Raw genomic sequence first — 14188 nt, 5'->3', positions numbered from 1 at the left:
GGTGTGGTGCGTACGGTACGGCCGCGCGCGGCGCGCGCCCGGCCGCCCCGAGCGGATCAGCCCGATCAGCCCGATCAGCCCGATCAGCCCGATCGGCCCGGTCAGCCCGCCATCGGCTCACCGGTCTCCAGCAGCGACTTGAGGTCGCTGAGCACCATCGCCCAGCCGCCGCCCGACTCCTTGATCTCACCGGCGATCTGCGCCGCGTGGACCGGGGCGTCGGTGACATCGTGCGTCACGGTCAGCTTGATGACGCCCCCGTACGGCTCTTCCTCGATCTCGTAGGTGAGCCGCGTGAACGGTTCGGCCGCCAGCGCCGGAGAGAAGAGCATGCGGTACGTCTGGACCAGCCTGCGCGGGGGTTCGGCCTCGATGATCTCGCCCTCGACGATCCGCTCCGGCGCGCCGTGCCGGCGCATCTCGTCGCTCGACAGCACCTGGTACGCACCGCCGGCGCGCAGCTCGAACTCGCCCACGCAGCGGTAGCCGTACTTCGCGTTCCACTCCGGCTGGGTGATCGCGTCCCAGACCGCCTGGGGTGTCGCCTTGATGTAGACTTGGTGGATCCGGACGGTCGTGGTCTTCTCGGCCGTGGCTGTCATGTGTTCCCCTCCAGCTCGTTCTTGAGCTCTGTGAGCGCCGTCACCTGACGCTCGGTGTACTTGTCGATCCACCGGTCGTGGATCAACCGGATCGGTACGGGGTTCAGGAAGTGCAGCTTCTCCCGGCCCGATCTGCGCGTGACGACAAGCCCCGCCTCCTCCAGCACCTTCAGGTGCTTCATCGCTCCGTACCGCGTCATCTCCACCTCGGACTCCAGCTCGGTCAGCGTGCGTCCGTCGCGCGCGAAGAGCAGATCCAGCAGGAAACGGCGCGTCGGATCGGCCAGCGCCTTGAAGACACGGTCGTCGTCGCTCACGGATCCAGAATAGGTGACCAAAAGGTCACATGTAAAGCGCGGTTTCCGGGGAAGGAGGTACTCAAGTGGGGGGTGTGGGGCGCCTGGTGGACCGTCCCGGTGTGATGTACGTCTTGCGGGGCGTGACGCGCATCTCTTCGCCACCACACGGCCCACCGCGACCGCTAACCTCCGGCAGAGCACTCGGATGTAAACAGGCGTTAAGGCTCAAAGAAGAGCCGAAGAAGAATCGTGGGGTGTCACGTGGCCAGGAAGCTCGCCGTCGTCGGGGCCGGACTCATGGGGTCCGGGATCGCGCAGGTCTCCGCGCAGGCGGGCTGGGAGGTCGTGCTGCGGGATGTCACCGACGCGGCGCTGGCCCGGGGGATCGAGGGCATCAAGGGCTCGTTCGGGCGGTTCGTCGAAAAGGGCAAGCTCGAAGAGGCCGACGCGGACGCGGCTCTCGCCCGGATCACCACGACCACCGATCTGGACGCCGTCGCCGACGCGGACATCGTCGTCGAGGCCGTCTTCGAGAAGCTCGACGTCAAGCACGAGATCTTCCGGGCGCTCGACAAGCTCGTACGGGACGACGCCGTCCTCGCCTCCAACACCTCCGCCATCCCGATCACCAAGATCGCGGCGGTGACCGGGCGCCCGGAGCGTGTCGTCGGTACGCACTTCTTCTCGCCGGTGCCGATGATGCGTCTCTGCGAGCTGGTGCGCGGCTACAAGACGAGCGACGAAACCCTCGCCACCGCGCGGGAGTTCGCCGAGTCGGTGGGCAAGACCTGCATCGTCGTCAACCGCGATGTGGCAGGCTTTGTGACCACACGACTGATCTCCGCGCTCGTGGTCGAGGCCGCCAAGCTCTACGAGTCGGGCGTCGCGTCCGCCGAGGACATCGACACCGCCTGCAAGCTGGGGTTCGGTCACGCCATGGGGCCGCTCGCCACCGCCGATCTGACCGGTGTCGACATCCTCCTCCACGCGACCGGCAACATCTACACCGAGTCGCAGGACGAGAAGTTCGCCCCGCCGGAGCTGATGCGCCGGATGGTGGACGCGGGTGACATCGGCCGCAAGAGCGGGCAGGGGTTCTACAAGCACTGAGCCACGCACCGAGCCGCGTCAAGCCGTTTCGGTATCACCCCACGGGGTGATTTTGGTATCGGTTCGCTTACGGACGGCAACTTCTCCGCCCACGGGGCAGTCAGTTGTTGGAAGACAGAACAGACACGGAGTACGGAAGCACTCATCGGGGAGCGCATATGCACATCAGGGGCGACCACGCCGAGCTGGTCGTCGGGGGCCGCCTCGACGTTCGCAGCGCGGCGGACGCCCGTACGGTCCTGCACTCGGCCGTCGACGACGGAGCCGGCGATCTGGTGCTGGACCTGACCGAGCTGGACTCCTGGGACGCCACCGGACTCGGCGTCATCATGGGAGCCCACCGGCGCGCGGGGCGGTGCGGACGCAGACTTGTGCTGCGCGGCGTCCCGCCGCAGATGCAGCGACTGCTCGTGGCCACCCGATTGCACCGCATTCTCGCCATCGAGGGCGGAATCGCCGCAGAGTCGCTGCCGAGGGTCTGACCCGGCCAGACCGCGCAATCCTCATGAGACCGTGATGTCTTGGACGGGGTGGTACCCCGGCTGTTCACGGATACTGTGCGGAGGTCTAGGGTTCGGCCGTCTGCCGATGACCGACCCATGGAGCAGATACCGGACCAGAAGCGACAGATGGGCGTGCGCGGCCGGGGGCAACGGCACGCCACGATCTGGGGGGCTTTCCACCATGGACCCGATGAGCCGGGGACCGGAAGAGTACGGCCACGACAACGAGCGGTTCGACGACGGGCGTCCCGACGGCCCGCGCGCCGGCGGTACGAGCGCCGACGGCGACCGCTACGGCGATGACCGCTTCGGCGGTGAGCGCTTCGGCGGTGAGCGCGGGCGTAACGAGCCCGTCGACGGAGCGCAATACGACGGTCCGCGCGACAGTCCCCGCTACGGCTACGAACCCGCCGCCGGCGAGAGCCGGTACGACGACGGGCGTTATGAGGACAGGCGCGGGGACGGCGCTCGCCACGAGGACGGGCGCGCGGACGACGGGCGCTACGAAGACGCCCACCCCGAAGACGCCCGCTATGAGGGCGCCGGGTACGAGGACGCCCGCCCTGAAGACGCCCGCTACGAGGGCGCCTCTTACGAAGCCGCCTCCTACGAGGACGCACGCCCCGCCGAGAGCTCCGACTTGCGGCGCCCGCCCCGCGTCGAGATCACCCCCGCGATCACCGCGGCGCTCGCCCCCAGGCCCGCCCCCGCCCCGCCCCCGGCGATCACCCCCGCCCTGGCACATCTCAAGGGCGGATCCGGCACACCCCAGCCCGCCCGTACGGTCCAGCTCGTCTCGGGCGACCTGCTGCTGACCGTCAACCCCGTCGACGGCAGCGAGATCGAACTCTGCCCGCCGGGACGGCGCCCCGCCGCCCCCGCCCGGCGCACCGCCGAGGAGCGCGCCGCTCTCCAGCGCGCCGGCCGCCCGCCCGTACCGCCGGGACCCGCCGCACCCCCGCTGCCACTGCTGGAGCGCGCCGAGGAACGCGCCCGGCTGACCGGGCTGCTGGGCCGTGGCCGCTCCGTCCGTCTCACCGGGCCCGCCGGCTCAGGACGTACCGCACTGCTCGAAGCCGTCGCGGCGGACTGCGCGAACCTCGCGCCCGACGGTGTCGTACGTCTCTCCGGCCATCACCGCACCACCACCGAACTGCTCCACGAGCTGTACTCCGCCGTATACAAGGCGGCCCTCCGGCGGCCCGACCGCGCGGAACTGCTCACCCTCGTCCACGGCATCGGCGCGGTCGTCGTCCTCGACGATCTGGAGCTGGGCGGCGAGGCACTGGACGAACTGCTGGGCGCGACCCCCGAGTGCGCCTATCTGCTCGCCCCCGTCCCGGGCGCCGAGGCGCCCTCGGCCGACGCGCGGCTGGACGAGGTCACCCTCGGCGGGCTCGGCCGCGGCACCTCGCTGGAGCTGCTGGAGCGCGCCGTCGAACGCCCCCTCACCGACGAGGAGGCGAACTGGTCGGGCGACCTCTGGTTCGAGTCCGAGGGCCTGCCCCTGCGCTTCGTACAGGCCGGCGCGCTGCTGCGGCAGCGCGACCAGCTGCGGGGCGGTCCCGAGGCCTTCGACGAGTTCGAGCCCTTCGAACCGTCCATCGGCGAGACCCCGGTCAGTACGCCCGACGGATACGACATACCCCTGCCCAGCCTCGGTGAGGGCGCCGCGCCCGCGGCCCTGCTCGCCTCCCGGCTGAGCGAGGCGGCCCGCGCCACCCTGCGCTTCGCCGTCGCGCTCGGCGGCGAGGTGCCGCACCAGGCACATCTGCCGGCCCTGGTGGGCGACACCCACGCGGACGCCGCGCTCGGCGAGTTGATGAGCTGCGGACTGCTCACCCCGGTCGGCGCGCGCTACCGGCTCGCCACCGGTGTGGTCGCGCAGCTGGAGGCGAAGGGGTACGGCGACGACGCCGCGGCCCACGCGCGGACCGCCGCACAGCACTACGCCTGGTGGACCGGGCATCCCTCGGTCACCCCCGAGCGCGCCGCCGCCGAGGCCGACGCCATCCTCGCCGCGCTGGGCCCCCTGGTGCCCGGCCAGGAAGCGGGTCACCCGAGCGCCGCCGTACTGCTGGCGCGCAGCGCCGCGCCCGCGTTCCTCGCGGGTCTGCACTGGGGCGCCTGGGAACGGGTCCTGCGGGCCGGCTCCGAGGCCGCGAGACTCGCCGGAGAGGTCGCCGAAGAGGCGTACTTCCACCATGAGCTGGGCGTGCTCGCGCTCTGTGTCGGGAATCTGGACCGGGCCCGCGCCGAGCTGGAGGCGTCGATCGGTATGCGGGGCGCCGTCGCCGACAAGGCCGGCACGGTCGCGGGCCGCCGCGCCCTGGCCCTGGTCACGGACCGCGAGGGCGCGGCCGGACCGTCCGGCGCACACACTCCCGTGGGGGAGGGGACGGCGGTCGTACGGTACGAGGGCCCGCCGCCGCTCACCTCCACGCCCGCGCCGGGCGCCGCGCCGCTCGCGCTGCCGGGACCGTCCGGGGCCGGCGCGGGCTCCGCGGCGAGTACGCCCCTGGTGACCCGCCGGGACACTCCCGTATCCGCGCGCGCACCTCACCCCGCCTCCAAGGCCCCGGCGCACGGCCGCCGTCCGGCGCTCGGCGGCGCCCGGCGCAATCTGGTCGCGGCGGGCGCGGGCGCGGTGCTCGCGGCCGTGCTGGGCACGGTGGTGACGCTGGGCGCGACCTCGGGCAACGGCACCTCGCAGCCGGACCGGGTCAGCACGGAACCGTCCCCGGATCCGGAGGAGGGCGACAACGGTCTGCCGGCCGACCAGCCCGCCGCCGACACGACCCGGGGCCCCGGCGGCGGCCGTACGGGGCAGGGCGCACCCGCCGCGGGACCGACGGACAGCGGCACCCCCTCGGGTACGGCGTCGGCCTCCGACAGCCCCCCGGGCGGCGGTTCGACCCCCGGTGGCGGCGGTTCGCCGTCCGCACCGGGCGAGACGCCGAAGCCGTCGTCCAAGCCGTCGACGCCACCGACGTCCGGCGGCACTTCGGGCACTCCTTCGACGACCCCGACGACTCCCACGGACCCGCCGTCGGTGACGCCCTCGGAGAGTGCTTCGGAGCCGTCGCAGCCCGCGACGGCGAGCGACATGTCCCCGAGCCTCAGCGCGGGCGCCACGGAGCCCGGCACCATCTCCCCCGGCACCGGCACACCGGCCTGACGCCCCGTCAGCCGGACACGGGCTGTACACGATGTGGGGGCCGCTCCGGAGAGCGGCCCCCACATCGGTGTCAATGGTGTGCCGGACGCGGTGGCCGGACCGTACCCGGGGCGCCGAGTCCGGGCGCCACGGGCGCCCGGGTGCCAGAAGGCGTCAGAAGACCTCGGCAGGTGTGCCGGAAGGCATCAGAAGGTGTGCCGGAAGGTGTGTCAGAAGAGACGGAGCTTGTCGTCCTCGATACCGCGCAGCCCGTTGTAGTCGAGTACGACACAGCCGATCCCGCGGTCCGTCGCCAGCACCCGCGCCTGCGGCTTGATCTCCTGAGCCGCGAACAGGCCCCGCACCGGGGCGAGATGGGGGTCGCGGTTGAGCAGTTCGAGATACCGCGTGAGCTGCTCGACACCGTCGATCTCACCGCGCCGCTTGATCTCCACCGCCACCGTCACCCCGTCCGCGTCCCGGCACAGGATGTCCACCGGGCCGATCGCCGTCGGGTACTCACGGCGGATCAGGGTGTATCCGTCGCCGAGCGTCTCGATACGGTCCGCGAGCAGCTCCTGGAGGTGCGCTTCCACGCCGTCCTTGATGAGACCGGGGTCGACGCCCAGCTCATGCGAGGAATCGTGGAGTACTTCCTCCATGGTGATGATCAGTTTCTCGCCCGCTTTGTTCATGACGGTCCATACACCGGCGTCGTTGTCGGCGCCTTCCTTGAGGGTGCACGGCGGTGACATCCAGTTCAGGGGTTTGTACGCCCGGTCGTCGGCGTGGATGGACACACTGCCGTCCGCCTTGACCAGGATGAGACGGGGAGCGGAGGGCAGGTGGGCGGTGAGCCGGCCCGCGTAGTCCACGGAGCAGCGGGCAATGACGAGACGCATGGTCGGCAACGCTACTCGACCGGCGAGCCCCCGCGCGATTCGCCCCGGAAGCCCCCGTTCGTTATTGGCCGGTTGTGTTCCCATTCTCCTGGTGCCGTCCCTGCTGCGCGCCTAACGTGGAAGCAGGAGGTCGCCGGTCGTGCACGCTGCGTCGTCGTCGCCTCCTTCCCTGCCCGGAAGACCCCGCTTCCCGGGGTCGCGAGAGGAGAACCCATGTCGCTCGACGTCTCACCGGCACTGTTGGATCAGGCCGAGCGAGGCGAGGTCGATGAAGTGGCTTTCGTCGACTGCGTCCGGACCTCCCTGCCCTACGCATGGGAGATGATCAGTTCTCTGGTGGCAGAGCTGAAGGTGGACGGTGGACCTTTCGCCGACAACCAGACGCCCCCGCCGGACGAGCAGGCGCGCGGTCAGCTGCTGCGCGCGCTCGCGAGTGACGCGATTCGCGGTGCGCTCCAGCGGCACTTCGGAGTGCGTCTCGCTTTTCAGAACTGCCACCGCGTCGCGGTGTTCCCACTGGACACCTCGGTCGACGAGCGGCTGGCCCGCTTCACCTCGGTGAGGGCCCAGTTGCTCAACCAGTCTCCCGAACTCAGGGACTGCTGAGGTCCCTTGCTGCCGCTCCGCGCACCGGGGAGGTGTCGTGGGTGCAGGAGCGGCAGCAGTTCGAGCGGCGGCGGTCCGGGCGGCAGCGGTCCGGGCTTCGTACGTATCGCGTACGGCGGACGGCCGGCGGGCGTACGGCTCGTCAGCAGAGCGCCGGCAGCACCTCCGTGCCCAGCCGCTGTATGTTCTCCTGCGTCGCCGTGAGATCGCCCGACCCCTCGACGAGCAGCGCGAAGCGGCTGATGCCCGTACGCTCCGCGGTCGCCGTGAGCCGGTCCACGGCCAGCCGGGGCGGTCCCACCGGATGCAGCCCGCACAGCAGTTCCGTGTACTCCACGGGATCCCGCATCGACCGCGGCCGGCCGTCGACCGTGACATGGGCGCCCAGACCCTGCCGGAGCCAGCCGGGCATCGCCTTGACGAGCGTCTCCGCCGCCTCGGCCCGGCCGTCCGCGATCTGCGCCACCCCGACCGAGACATGCGCGGCGCCCTCGATCTCCTCGGCGCTGCGGCCCGCGGCGCGCGCGTGCGTACGCCACAGTCCGACCATCTCCGCCTTCTCCTCGTCGCCGCAGTGCATCCCCAGCAGCATCGGCAGACCGTGCTCGGCGGCCAGCCGTACGGTCTTCGGGGAGGTGCAGGCGATGACCACCTCCGGCCCCGTCGTGTCCAGCAGTTCATCCGGTCTGGGTACGACGGGGACCTCGCGGAACCGGTACCGCTCACCCGTGGCCGAGACACACGGCTCGCTCAGCCAGCGCAGCAGCAGGCCGAGGGATTCGGGGAACCCGCGCTCGTACGCCGCCAGACCGGAGCCGAAGACCTCCAGATCGACCCAGGGACCGCCCCTGCCCACACCGAGTGTGAACCGCCCCCCGGACACCAGATGCAGCAGCGCCGCCTGCTCGCCCAGCGCCACCGGATGCACGTTCGGCAACACACTGACCGCCGTGCCCACCCGGATCCCCCGGGTGCGGCCGAGGAGCAGCGCGGCCAGTGTGACGGCCGACGGACATACCCCGTACGGTACGAAGTGGTGCTCGGCCAGCCAGACGGCGTCGAGTCCGCACTCCTCGGCCAGTTCGGCGGTGCGCACCGCCCGGTTCAGTGCCTCTCCCTGTCCCTGACCAGGGAACTGAGCGGACAGGACAAAAGCTCCAACACGCATCGCCTTCTGCCTCCTTGCGGCCGGCGCGACTCCCCTACGGGCAACAACGCCTGACACGTGCCAAAGGCACGGCCACCCATAAAAGTTATGCGATTGTCCGTTAAGTCTGTTCTGTGAGTCCGGACATCCTGAGCCGTCCGGGGCGTCTACCCGGTGGCACGGGTCGTAGGCTGGGAGTGGAACCGTGCTGTCTGCCCCGTGAGGTGTCCTGTGTCCCCGCGCCGCAACCGCCCCCGAGGCGGCGAGAAACCGACCGAGCGAGCCGGTGAGGCGGGGGACAGGTACGGCGGGTTCCAGCGGTCGGAGTCATGGCAGGGCGAGGAGTGGTCGGTCCGCCATGTCGCCGGCGCGAGCGCCGAGGGCAAGCGGTACCGCTGCCCGGGGTGCGACCAGGAGATCCCCTCCGCCGTGCCGCATGTGGTGGCCTGGCCCGAGTACGGCGGCGTGGAGGACCGGCGGCACTGGCACCAGTCCTGCTGGAACGCGAAGGACCGCCGTACCTCACGGGTACAGCGGTCCCGTAACGCCCCCAAGTACTGAGCCGTACATTCCCCCGGGAGACCCGGAGGACCCGGAGGCCGGGAGGACCCGGAGACCGGAAGGCCGGGGCGCTCTAGACGTCGCGTTTGTCGAGGGCGAGGCAGGCACCGGCCAGCGCGACGGCCGTCACCCCCAGCAGGATCCACAGCGGCTCCCAGCCCCGGGGGCCGGACGAGCTCGCGATACCGGCGGTGTCGGTGTAGAAGACCGAGAGCTGGTTCGGGATCGAGTACTCGAACAGCGAGTCACGCAGCCCGTTGAGCGAGTCCGAGAACATGAACATCGCCAGCACCAGCGGCAGCAGGACCACACCGATCATGACCGTGATCGCCCCCGCCGAGTGCCGGACCAGCGCGCCGACCGCCATGGACAGCAGTCCGAGCGTGGCCAGATAGAGGCTGATGCCGACCGTCGCCCGGAACCAGGCGGCGGCGTCGGGCGAGGCGGTGTCCACGATCGCGGTCTGGAGCGCGGCCACGGTCATCGTGGTCACGGCCGTGATCACGAAGACCAGGACGAAGAAGACGATCGCCTTGGCGGCCAGTACCCGGACCCGGCTGGGGCACGCCGTCAGGGTCGTACGGATCATGCCCGTGCCGTACTCCGAGGCGATGGTCATCACACCCAGCGTGATCACACACATCGAGCCGAGCAGCACGCCGAAGAAGCCGAGGGCGAGCACGGACTCGTCGTCGGCGATCCGGCTCTCCGCGGAGGCCACGATCACCGCGGCGAGCAGTCCGATACCCACCATCAGCGCGACCATGACGCCGAGCGTCCACATCGTGGACCGTACGGACCGGAGCTTGGTCCACTCCGAGGCCAGCGCGTCACCGAGATGGGTCCGGCGGGCCGGGATCGGCGAGACATAACCGCCGGCGGAACCGTTCTGCCCCGCTGAGGACTGCTGGGGGACCTGGTGCGGGGTCCGCGGGGGGACCTGCTGGTACGGGGTCGTCATCGGGCGTCCTCGGTGCTGTCGCGCTTCGTCGTGTCCGGGGCGGGGGCCGTGGTGGCCGGGGCGGGCGTGGGAGGCGTCACGGCCGGGGCAGCGGCGGGGGCCGCCGTCGCCGGGACGTCACGCGCGTACGGGTTGTCTCCGGGCGGTGGCGGGGGATACCAGCCCTGCTGCGGCACATCCGGGACGGCCGGCAGCGCGTACCCGGGCGGCTGCTGCTGGAACCCGGCGAGCGCGTCGGCCGTCGAGCGGTAGTCCACGGCGCTCTGGGTCATCCGCATGTACGCCTCCTCCAGCGAGGCCTGGTGCGGGGAGAGCTCCCAGAGCCGGATGTCCGCCCCGTGCGCCAGATCGCTGATCCGGGGCAGTGTCAGCCCGGTGATCCGCAGCGCGCCGTCCGGCTCGGAGAGCACCTGGCCGCCCGCCTCGGTGAGCGCGGACTTGAGCTTCTCGCGGTGCTCCGGGCCGCCCGGCGCGACCCGCACCCGCGCGAAGTCCGCCGAATTGGCCGAGATGAAGTCCTTGACGCTCATGTCGGAGAGGAGCTGACCGCGCCCGATCACGATGAGATGGTCGGCCGTGACAGCCATCTCACTCATGAGATGCGAGGAGACGAAGACCGTACGGCCCTCGGCGGCGAGCTGCTTCATCAGATTGCGGACCCAGAGGATGCCCTCGGGATCGAGACCGTTGACCGGCTCGTCGAAGAGCAGCACCTGCGGGTCGCCCAGCAGCGCCGCCGCGATCCCCAGCCGCTGGCCCATACCGAGCGAGAAGCCCTTGGAACGCTTTCTGGCCACATCCTGGAGACCGACGACCCCGAGCACCTCGTCGACCCTGGTCGCCGGGATCCCGGAGAGCTGGGCCAGTGAGAGCAGATGGTTGCGCGCGCTGCGCCCGCCGTGCACCGCCTTGGCGTCGAGCAGCGCGCCCACCTGGCGTGGTGCGTTCGGCAACTGCCGGAAGGGATGTCCGCCGACCGTCACATGGCCGGCGCTCGGCTGGTCGAGTCCGAGGATCATCCGCATGGTGGTCGATTTGCCGGAACCGTTGGGGCCCAGGAACCCGGTCACCGATCCGGGCCGTACCTGGAAGGAAAGGTTGTCCACGGCCGTCTTGGCGCCGTAGCGCTTCGTCAGGCCGACTGCCTCGATCATTCTCCAGCCCCATCGACAGGTCAGGTCGTCGGGGCAGTCGCCGTTCCCGGCTGAAAACCCCCGTAAGAGTTAGGAGGATATCCGGGCCTTGACGGTTGCGGCCAAGTCGTTCAGGCGGAGAGTCGGTGACGAACGGGCTACGCGCCCCCTGGCGAACGCGCTACCCGCCCCATGGCGAAGGGGCCACGCGCCCCATGGCGAACGCGCTAGGCGTCCCGCTTCTTGAGGACGAGATACCCGCCCAGGAGGGCCGCCGCGACCCAGAGGACCAGGATCCCGAGACCGCCCCAGGGGCCGTACGGAGCCGCCTCGGAGTTCATGGCGTCCGGCACCACCTGCAAGATCCTGGAGCCCGCCCGGTCGGGGAAGTAGTGCGCGACATCCTTCGCGACCGGGACGGCCGCGAGGATCTGGGAGACGAGGAAGAAGAACGGCATCAGGATGCCGAGCGAGAGGATCGAGCTGCGCAGCATCGCGGCCACGCCCATCGAGAAGAGGGCGATCAGCGCCATGTAGAGACCGCTGCCGATCACCGCGCGCAGCACATTCGGCTCCCCGATGCCGGTGCCGTGCTCACCGAGCAGCGCCTGTCCGAGGAAGAACGCCAGAAAGCCGGTGACGAGCCCCACCACCAGGGCCAGCGCCCCGGCCACCAGGACCTTGGCGAAGAGGAAGGTGGCCCGCCGCGGTACGGCGGCGAGCGAGGTACGGATCATGCCCGAGCTGTACTCGGAGCCGACCACCAGCACCCCGAAGACCACCATCGCGAGCTGGCCCAGCACCATCCCCGAGAAGCTGGTGAGCGTCGGATCGAAGGTCGCCCGCTGCGGTGCCGACAGGTCGTCGAACGTCGAGTTCAGCAGCGCGGAGAGGGCCGCGCCCAGGGCCACGGTCACCACCAGGGCGCTGATCAGCGTCCAGGTGGTGGAGGAGACCGTACGGATCTTGGTCCACTCGGAGCGGAGGACCGCGGTTACCGACGCCATGGTCAGACTCCCTTGCCCTGGTCGTCCTGACCGGCGCCGGGGTCCTGGCCCGGTGCGGGCGGCGGTGGCTGCGGCGCGCCCCACCCCTGCCCGGCCGGCGGCTGCCCGCCCTCGGGGCCCGCGTGGGCGTGGTACTCCACCGACTCGGCCGTCATCTGCATGAACGCTTCTTCGAGCGAGGCGCGCTGGGCGCTCAGCTCATGCAGCACGATCCCGTTACGGGCCACCAGCTCCCCCAGCTCCTCGGTGGAGGCCCCGTCGATCTCCAGCACCCCGCCGTCGGCCTCGACCGCGGTGAAGCCCGCCGAGTGCAGTACGTCCTTCAGCCGCTCCCGCTCCGGTGAACGCAGCCGGGCGTAACTGCGGGAATTCTCCCGGATGAAGTCCGCCATCGAGGTGTTCGCCAGCAGTCTGCCCTGCCCGATCACGATCAAGTGATCGGCGGTCAGTGCCATTTCACTCATGAGATGGCTGGAGACAAAGATCGTCCGGCCGTCGTTCGCCAGCGCCTTCATAAGATTTCGAATCCAGTGGATGCCCTCGGGGTCCAGACCATTGACCGGCTCGTCGAACATCAGGATCTCGGGATCACCGAGCAGCGCGGAGGCGATTCCGAGCCGCTGTCCCATACCGAGCGAGAAACCCTTCGATTTCTTTCCCGCCACGGAGGTCAGTCCGACCATGTCGAGCACCTCGTTCACCCGGCTCGCGGGAATGCGATTGCTCTGCGCCAGACAGAGGAGATTGTTGTAGGCGCTGCGGCCGCCGTGCATGGCCTTCGCCTCCAGCAGCGCCCCGATGTGCTTGAGGGGTTCCGCGAGTTCGCGGTAATGCCTGCCGTCGATCCTGACCGACCCGCCGGTCGGGATGTCCAGATCGAGCATCATCCGCATCGTGGTCGACTTGCCCGCGCCGTTGGGGCCCAGAAAGCCCGTGACCACACCAGGTCTGACCTGGAAGGAGAGATGGTCGACCGCGATCTTGCGGCCGAAGCGTTTGGTGAGCCCCTCGACCTCGATCATCCGGATGCCTCGATCATGCGGACAACCTAAGGGTGCGCGAAGCCCCCCGCCACCGTGGTGACGGGGGGCTGACGCGATCGTTATCTACTCGAACACCATGGCGCGCTCAGCCGGTCGGGCTCAGCGTGCTCGGCCGGTCACGCTCAGCGGGTCTGCTGGGCCGGCACACCACGGGAGATCGGCTCGTCGTCCGCCGGGCTGCCGGCGGCGGCCACCGCGGCGCCGGTCAGCGTGGCCAGCATCTCGCGGACGTTGGTGAGCTGGGCGTTGATCGAGTCGCGGCGGTTGGTGAGCGCCGCCAGCTCGCGCTCCGATTCGCTGCGGATCCGGTCGGCCTTGGCGTTGGCGTCCGCCACGATGTCCTCGGACTGGCGCTGCGCGGTCTCGACGGTCTGCCGGGCCCTGCGCTCCGCGTCCGTACGCAGCTTCTCGGCCTCGAGACGGAGCTGCTCGGCGCGGTGCTCGATCTCCGCCAGGCGCTTCTCCGCCTTCGCCTGACGCGAGGCCAGGTCGCGCTCCGACTGCTCGCGGCGCTTGGCGAGGTTCGTCTCGAAGTCCGCGGCGGCCTGGGCGGCCTTGGCGCGGGTCTCCTCGAAGAGCGCGTCGGCCTCCTCGCGCTTGGACTGCGCGTCCTTCTGCGCGTCCGTACGCAGGGTCGCGGCGTCGCCCTTCGCCTTGTCGACGATACGGACGCCCTCGTCCTCGGCCTTGGCCTTGCGCTCCGACGCGAACGCCTCGGCGTCGTTGCGCACCTGCTGGGCCGCCGACTCGGCCAGCTCGCGGTGCTGCTCGGCCGCGCGCCTGGCCTCCTCGCGCAGGTCCTTCGCCTCCTCCTCGGCGAGGCGGAGGATCTTCTCGACCCGGGCACCGAGCCCGGCGTACGACGGCTCCGCGTCGGTTACCTGGGCCTGGGCGTTCTGCGTCTCGAGGTGGAGCTCCTCGATGCGCTTCTCCAGCGCGGTGATACGGGCCAGGGCACTGTCACGGTCGGCGACGAGTTTGGTAATGCGGTCGTCCACCTGACCGCGGTCGTAACCACGCCGCACGAGCTCGAAGCCGAATGGGGAGGAAGTGTCGCTCATGGGGTTCCTGTCGAATGAGACCGGTGAGGTGATAGGGGGAATCCTAGGGGCCTAAGCGGCGTGTCATCGAGCGGATGCCGGTTTGATCTGGAGAAT

At 70.5% G+C, this 14188-nt stretch carries 14 protein-coding genes; 5 read left to right on the top strand and 9 right to left on the bottom strand.

Features of this window, described 5'->3' with window-relative positions; all coding sequences use genetic code 11:
- Positions 1-101: 101 nt before the first annotated feature.
- Together ACWGDX_RS12385 and ACWGDX_RS12380 are read right to left on the bottom strand one after the other, a co-directional pair.
- On the bottom strand, positions 102-602 hold the full coding sequence (locus tag ACWGDX_RS12385) for an SRPBCC family protein (RefSeq protein ID WP_453624786.1): 501 nt from the start codon (positions 600-602) through the stop codon (positions 102-104).
- The gene (locus tag ACWGDX_RS12380; RefSeq protein ID WP_363083612.1) at positions 599-919 is read right to left on the bottom strand and encodes an ArsR/SmtB family transcription factor; all 321 of its coding nucleotides are present in this window, start codon (positions 917-919) and stop codon (positions 599-601) included. The genes ACWGDX_RS12385 and ACWGDX_RS12380 overlap by 4 nt, the downstream gene beginning before the upstream one ends.
- A gap of 243 nt (positions 920-1162) precedes the next feature.
- Between ACWGDX_RS12380 and ACWGDX_RS12375 the strand changes: the two genes are divergently transcribed.
- The 3 genes from ACWGDX_RS12375 to ACWGDX_RS12365 all read left to right on the top strand — a co-directional run bounded on the left by ACWGDX_RS12375 (position 1163) and on the right by ACWGDX_RS12365 (position 5692).
- Complete coding sequence (locus ACWGDX_RS12375; protein WP_453624784.1) at positions 1163-2011, top strand: 3-hydroxyacyl-CoA dehydrogenase family protein; 849 nt, start codon at positions 1163-1165, stop codon at positions 2009-2011.
- A gap of 158 nt (positions 2012-2169) precedes the next feature.
- Positions 2170-2493 (top strand): STAS domain-containing protein, encoded by a 324-nt coding sequence (locus ACWGDX_RS12370; protein ID WP_066956508.1) that lies wholly within the window; start codon positions 2170-2172, stop codon positions 2491-2493.
- Between the two features lie 211 nt (positions 2494-2704).
- Entirely contained in the window at positions 2705-5692 is a 2988-nt protein-coding gene (locus ACWGDX_RS12365) for an ATP-binding protein (protein ID WP_453624782.1), read from the top strand.
- Between the two features lie 209 nt (positions 5693-5901).
- Here ACWGDX_RS12365 and nucS read toward each other — a convergent pair whose 3' ends face one another.
- Complete coding sequence (gene nucS, locus ACWGDX_RS12360; protein WP_453624780.1) at positions 5902-6573, bottom strand: endonuclease NucS; 672 nt, start codon at positions 6571-6573, stop codon at positions 5902-5904.
- Between the two features lie 213 nt (positions 6574-6786).
- Between nucS and ACWGDX_RS12355 the strand changes: the two genes are divergently transcribed.
- A complete protein-coding gene (locus ACWGDX_RS12355; protein WP_363084599.1) occupies positions 6787-7179 on the top strand; it encodes an SCO5389 family protein in 393 nt (130 codons plus the stop codon).
- Positions 7180-7321: 142 nt separating this feature from the next.
- Here ACWGDX_RS12355 and ACWGDX_RS12350 read toward each other — a convergent pair whose 3' ends face one another.
- Positions 7322-8347: an LLM class flavin-dependent oxidoreductase gene (locus ACWGDX_RS12350; RefSeq protein ID WP_453624778.1), complete on the bottom strand. Its 1026-nt coding sequence runs from the start codon at positions 8345-8347 to the stop codon at positions 7322-7324.
- 210 nt (positions 8348-8557) lie between these two features.
- On the opposite strand from ACWGDX_RS12350, the gene ACWGDX_RS12345 reads away from it, so the two are divergent.
- Positions 8558-8887: an ATP/GTP-binding protein gene (locus ACWGDX_RS12345; protein WP_363084597.1), complete on the top strand. Its 330-nt coding sequence runs from the start codon at positions 8558-8560 to the stop codon at positions 8885-8887.
- A gap of 73 nt (positions 8888-8960) precedes the next feature.
- Here the strand turns inward: ACWGDX_RS12345 and ACWGDX_RS12340 are convergent, their stop codons facing one another.
- The 5 genes from ACWGDX_RS12340 to ACWGDX_RS12320 all read right to left on the bottom strand — a co-directional run bounded on the left by ACWGDX_RS12340 (position 8961) and on the right by ACWGDX_RS12320 (position 14092).
- Entirely contained in the window at positions 8961-9848 is an 888-nt protein-coding gene (locus ACWGDX_RS12340) for an ABC transporter permease (RefSeq protein ID WP_453624776.1), read from the bottom strand.
- Positions 9845-11002 (bottom strand): ABC transporter ATP-binding protein, encoded by a 1158-nt coding sequence (locus ACWGDX_RS12335; protein WP_453624774.1) that lies wholly within the window; start codon positions 11000-11002, stop codon positions 9845-9847. The genes ACWGDX_RS12340 and ACWGDX_RS12335 overlap by 4 nt, the downstream gene beginning before the upstream one ends.
- Before the next feature lie 206 nt (positions 11003-11208).
- Positions 11209-11988, bottom strand: a complete 780-nt coding sequence (locus ACWGDX_RS12330; protein ID WP_453624773.1) for an ABC transporter permease — start codon at positions 11986-11988, stop codon at positions 11209-11211.
- Between the two features lie 2 nt (positions 11989-11990).
- Positions 11991-13010, bottom strand: coding sequence for an ABC transporter ATP-binding protein (locus tag ACWGDX_RS12325; RefSeq protein WP_453624771.1), 1020 nt, complete (start codon positions 13008-13010; stop codon positions 11991-11993).
- 143 nt (positions 13011-13153) lie between these two features.
- Positions 13154-14092, bottom strand: coding sequence for a cellulose-binding protein (locus tag ACWGDX_RS12320; protein ID WP_453624769.1), 939 nt, complete (start codon positions 14090-14092; stop codon positions 13154-13156).
- Between the last annotated feature and the right edge of the window lie 96 nt (positions 14093-14188).

The sequence above is a fragment of the Streptomyces sp. NPDC055025 genome, from assembly GCF_053608565.1.
The sequence above is the reverse complement of the archived record's forward strand: the minus strand, read 5'-3'. Positions and strand labels throughout refer to the sequence as shown.

What these genes read in the sequence shown, in the direction of transcription:
- ACWGDX_RS12330 (WP_453624773.1), bottom strand. Translation starts at nt 11,988, where the DNA reads ATGGCGTCGGTAACCGCGGTCCTCCGCTCCGAGTGGACCAAGATCCGT.
- ACWGDX_RS12355 (WP_363084599.1), top strand. Translation starts at nt 6,787, where the DNA reads ATGTCGCTCGACGTCTCACCGGCACTGTTGGATCAGGCCGAGCGAGGC.
- ACWGDX_RS12335 (WP_453624774.1), bottom strand. Translation starts at nt 11,002, where the DNA reads ATGATCGAGGCAGTCGGCCTGACGAAGCGCTACGGCGCCAAGACGGCC.
- nucS (WP_453624780.1), bottom strand. Translation starts at nt 6,573, where the DNA reads ATGCGTCTCGTCATTGCCCGCTGCTCCGTGGACTACGCGGGCCGGCTC.
- ACWGDX_RS12365 (WP_453624782.1), top strand. Translation starts at nt 2,705, where the DNA reads ATGAGCCGGGGACCGGAAGAGTACGGCCACGACAACGAGCGGTTCGAC.
- ACWGDX_RS12370 (WP_066956508.1), top strand. Translation starts at nt 2,170, where the DNA reads ATGCACATCAGGGGCGACCACGCCGAGCTGGTCGTCGGGGGCCGCCTC.
- ACWGDX_RS12385 (WP_453624786.1), bottom strand. Translation starts at nt 602, where the DNA reads ATGACAGCCACGGCCGAGAAGACCACGACCGTCCGGATCCACCAAGTC.
- ACWGDX_RS12340 (WP_453624776.1), bottom strand. Translation starts at nt 9,848, where the DNA reads ATGACGACCCCGTACCAGCAGGTCCCCCCGCGGACCCCGCACCAGGTC.
- ACWGDX_RS12350 (WP_453624778.1), bottom strand. Translation starts at nt 8,347, where the DNA reads ATGCGTGTTGGAGCTTTTGTCCTGTCCGCTCAGTTCCCTGGTCAGGGA.
- ACWGDX_RS12320 (WP_453624769.1), bottom strand. Translation starts at nt 14,092, where the DNA reads ATGAGCGACACTTCCTCCCCATTCGGCTTCGAGCTCGTGCGGCGTGGT.
- ACWGDX_RS12325 (WP_453624771.1), bottom strand. Translation starts at nt 13,010, where the DNA reads ATGATCGAGGTCGAGGGGCTCACCAAACGCTTCGGCCGCAAGATCGCG.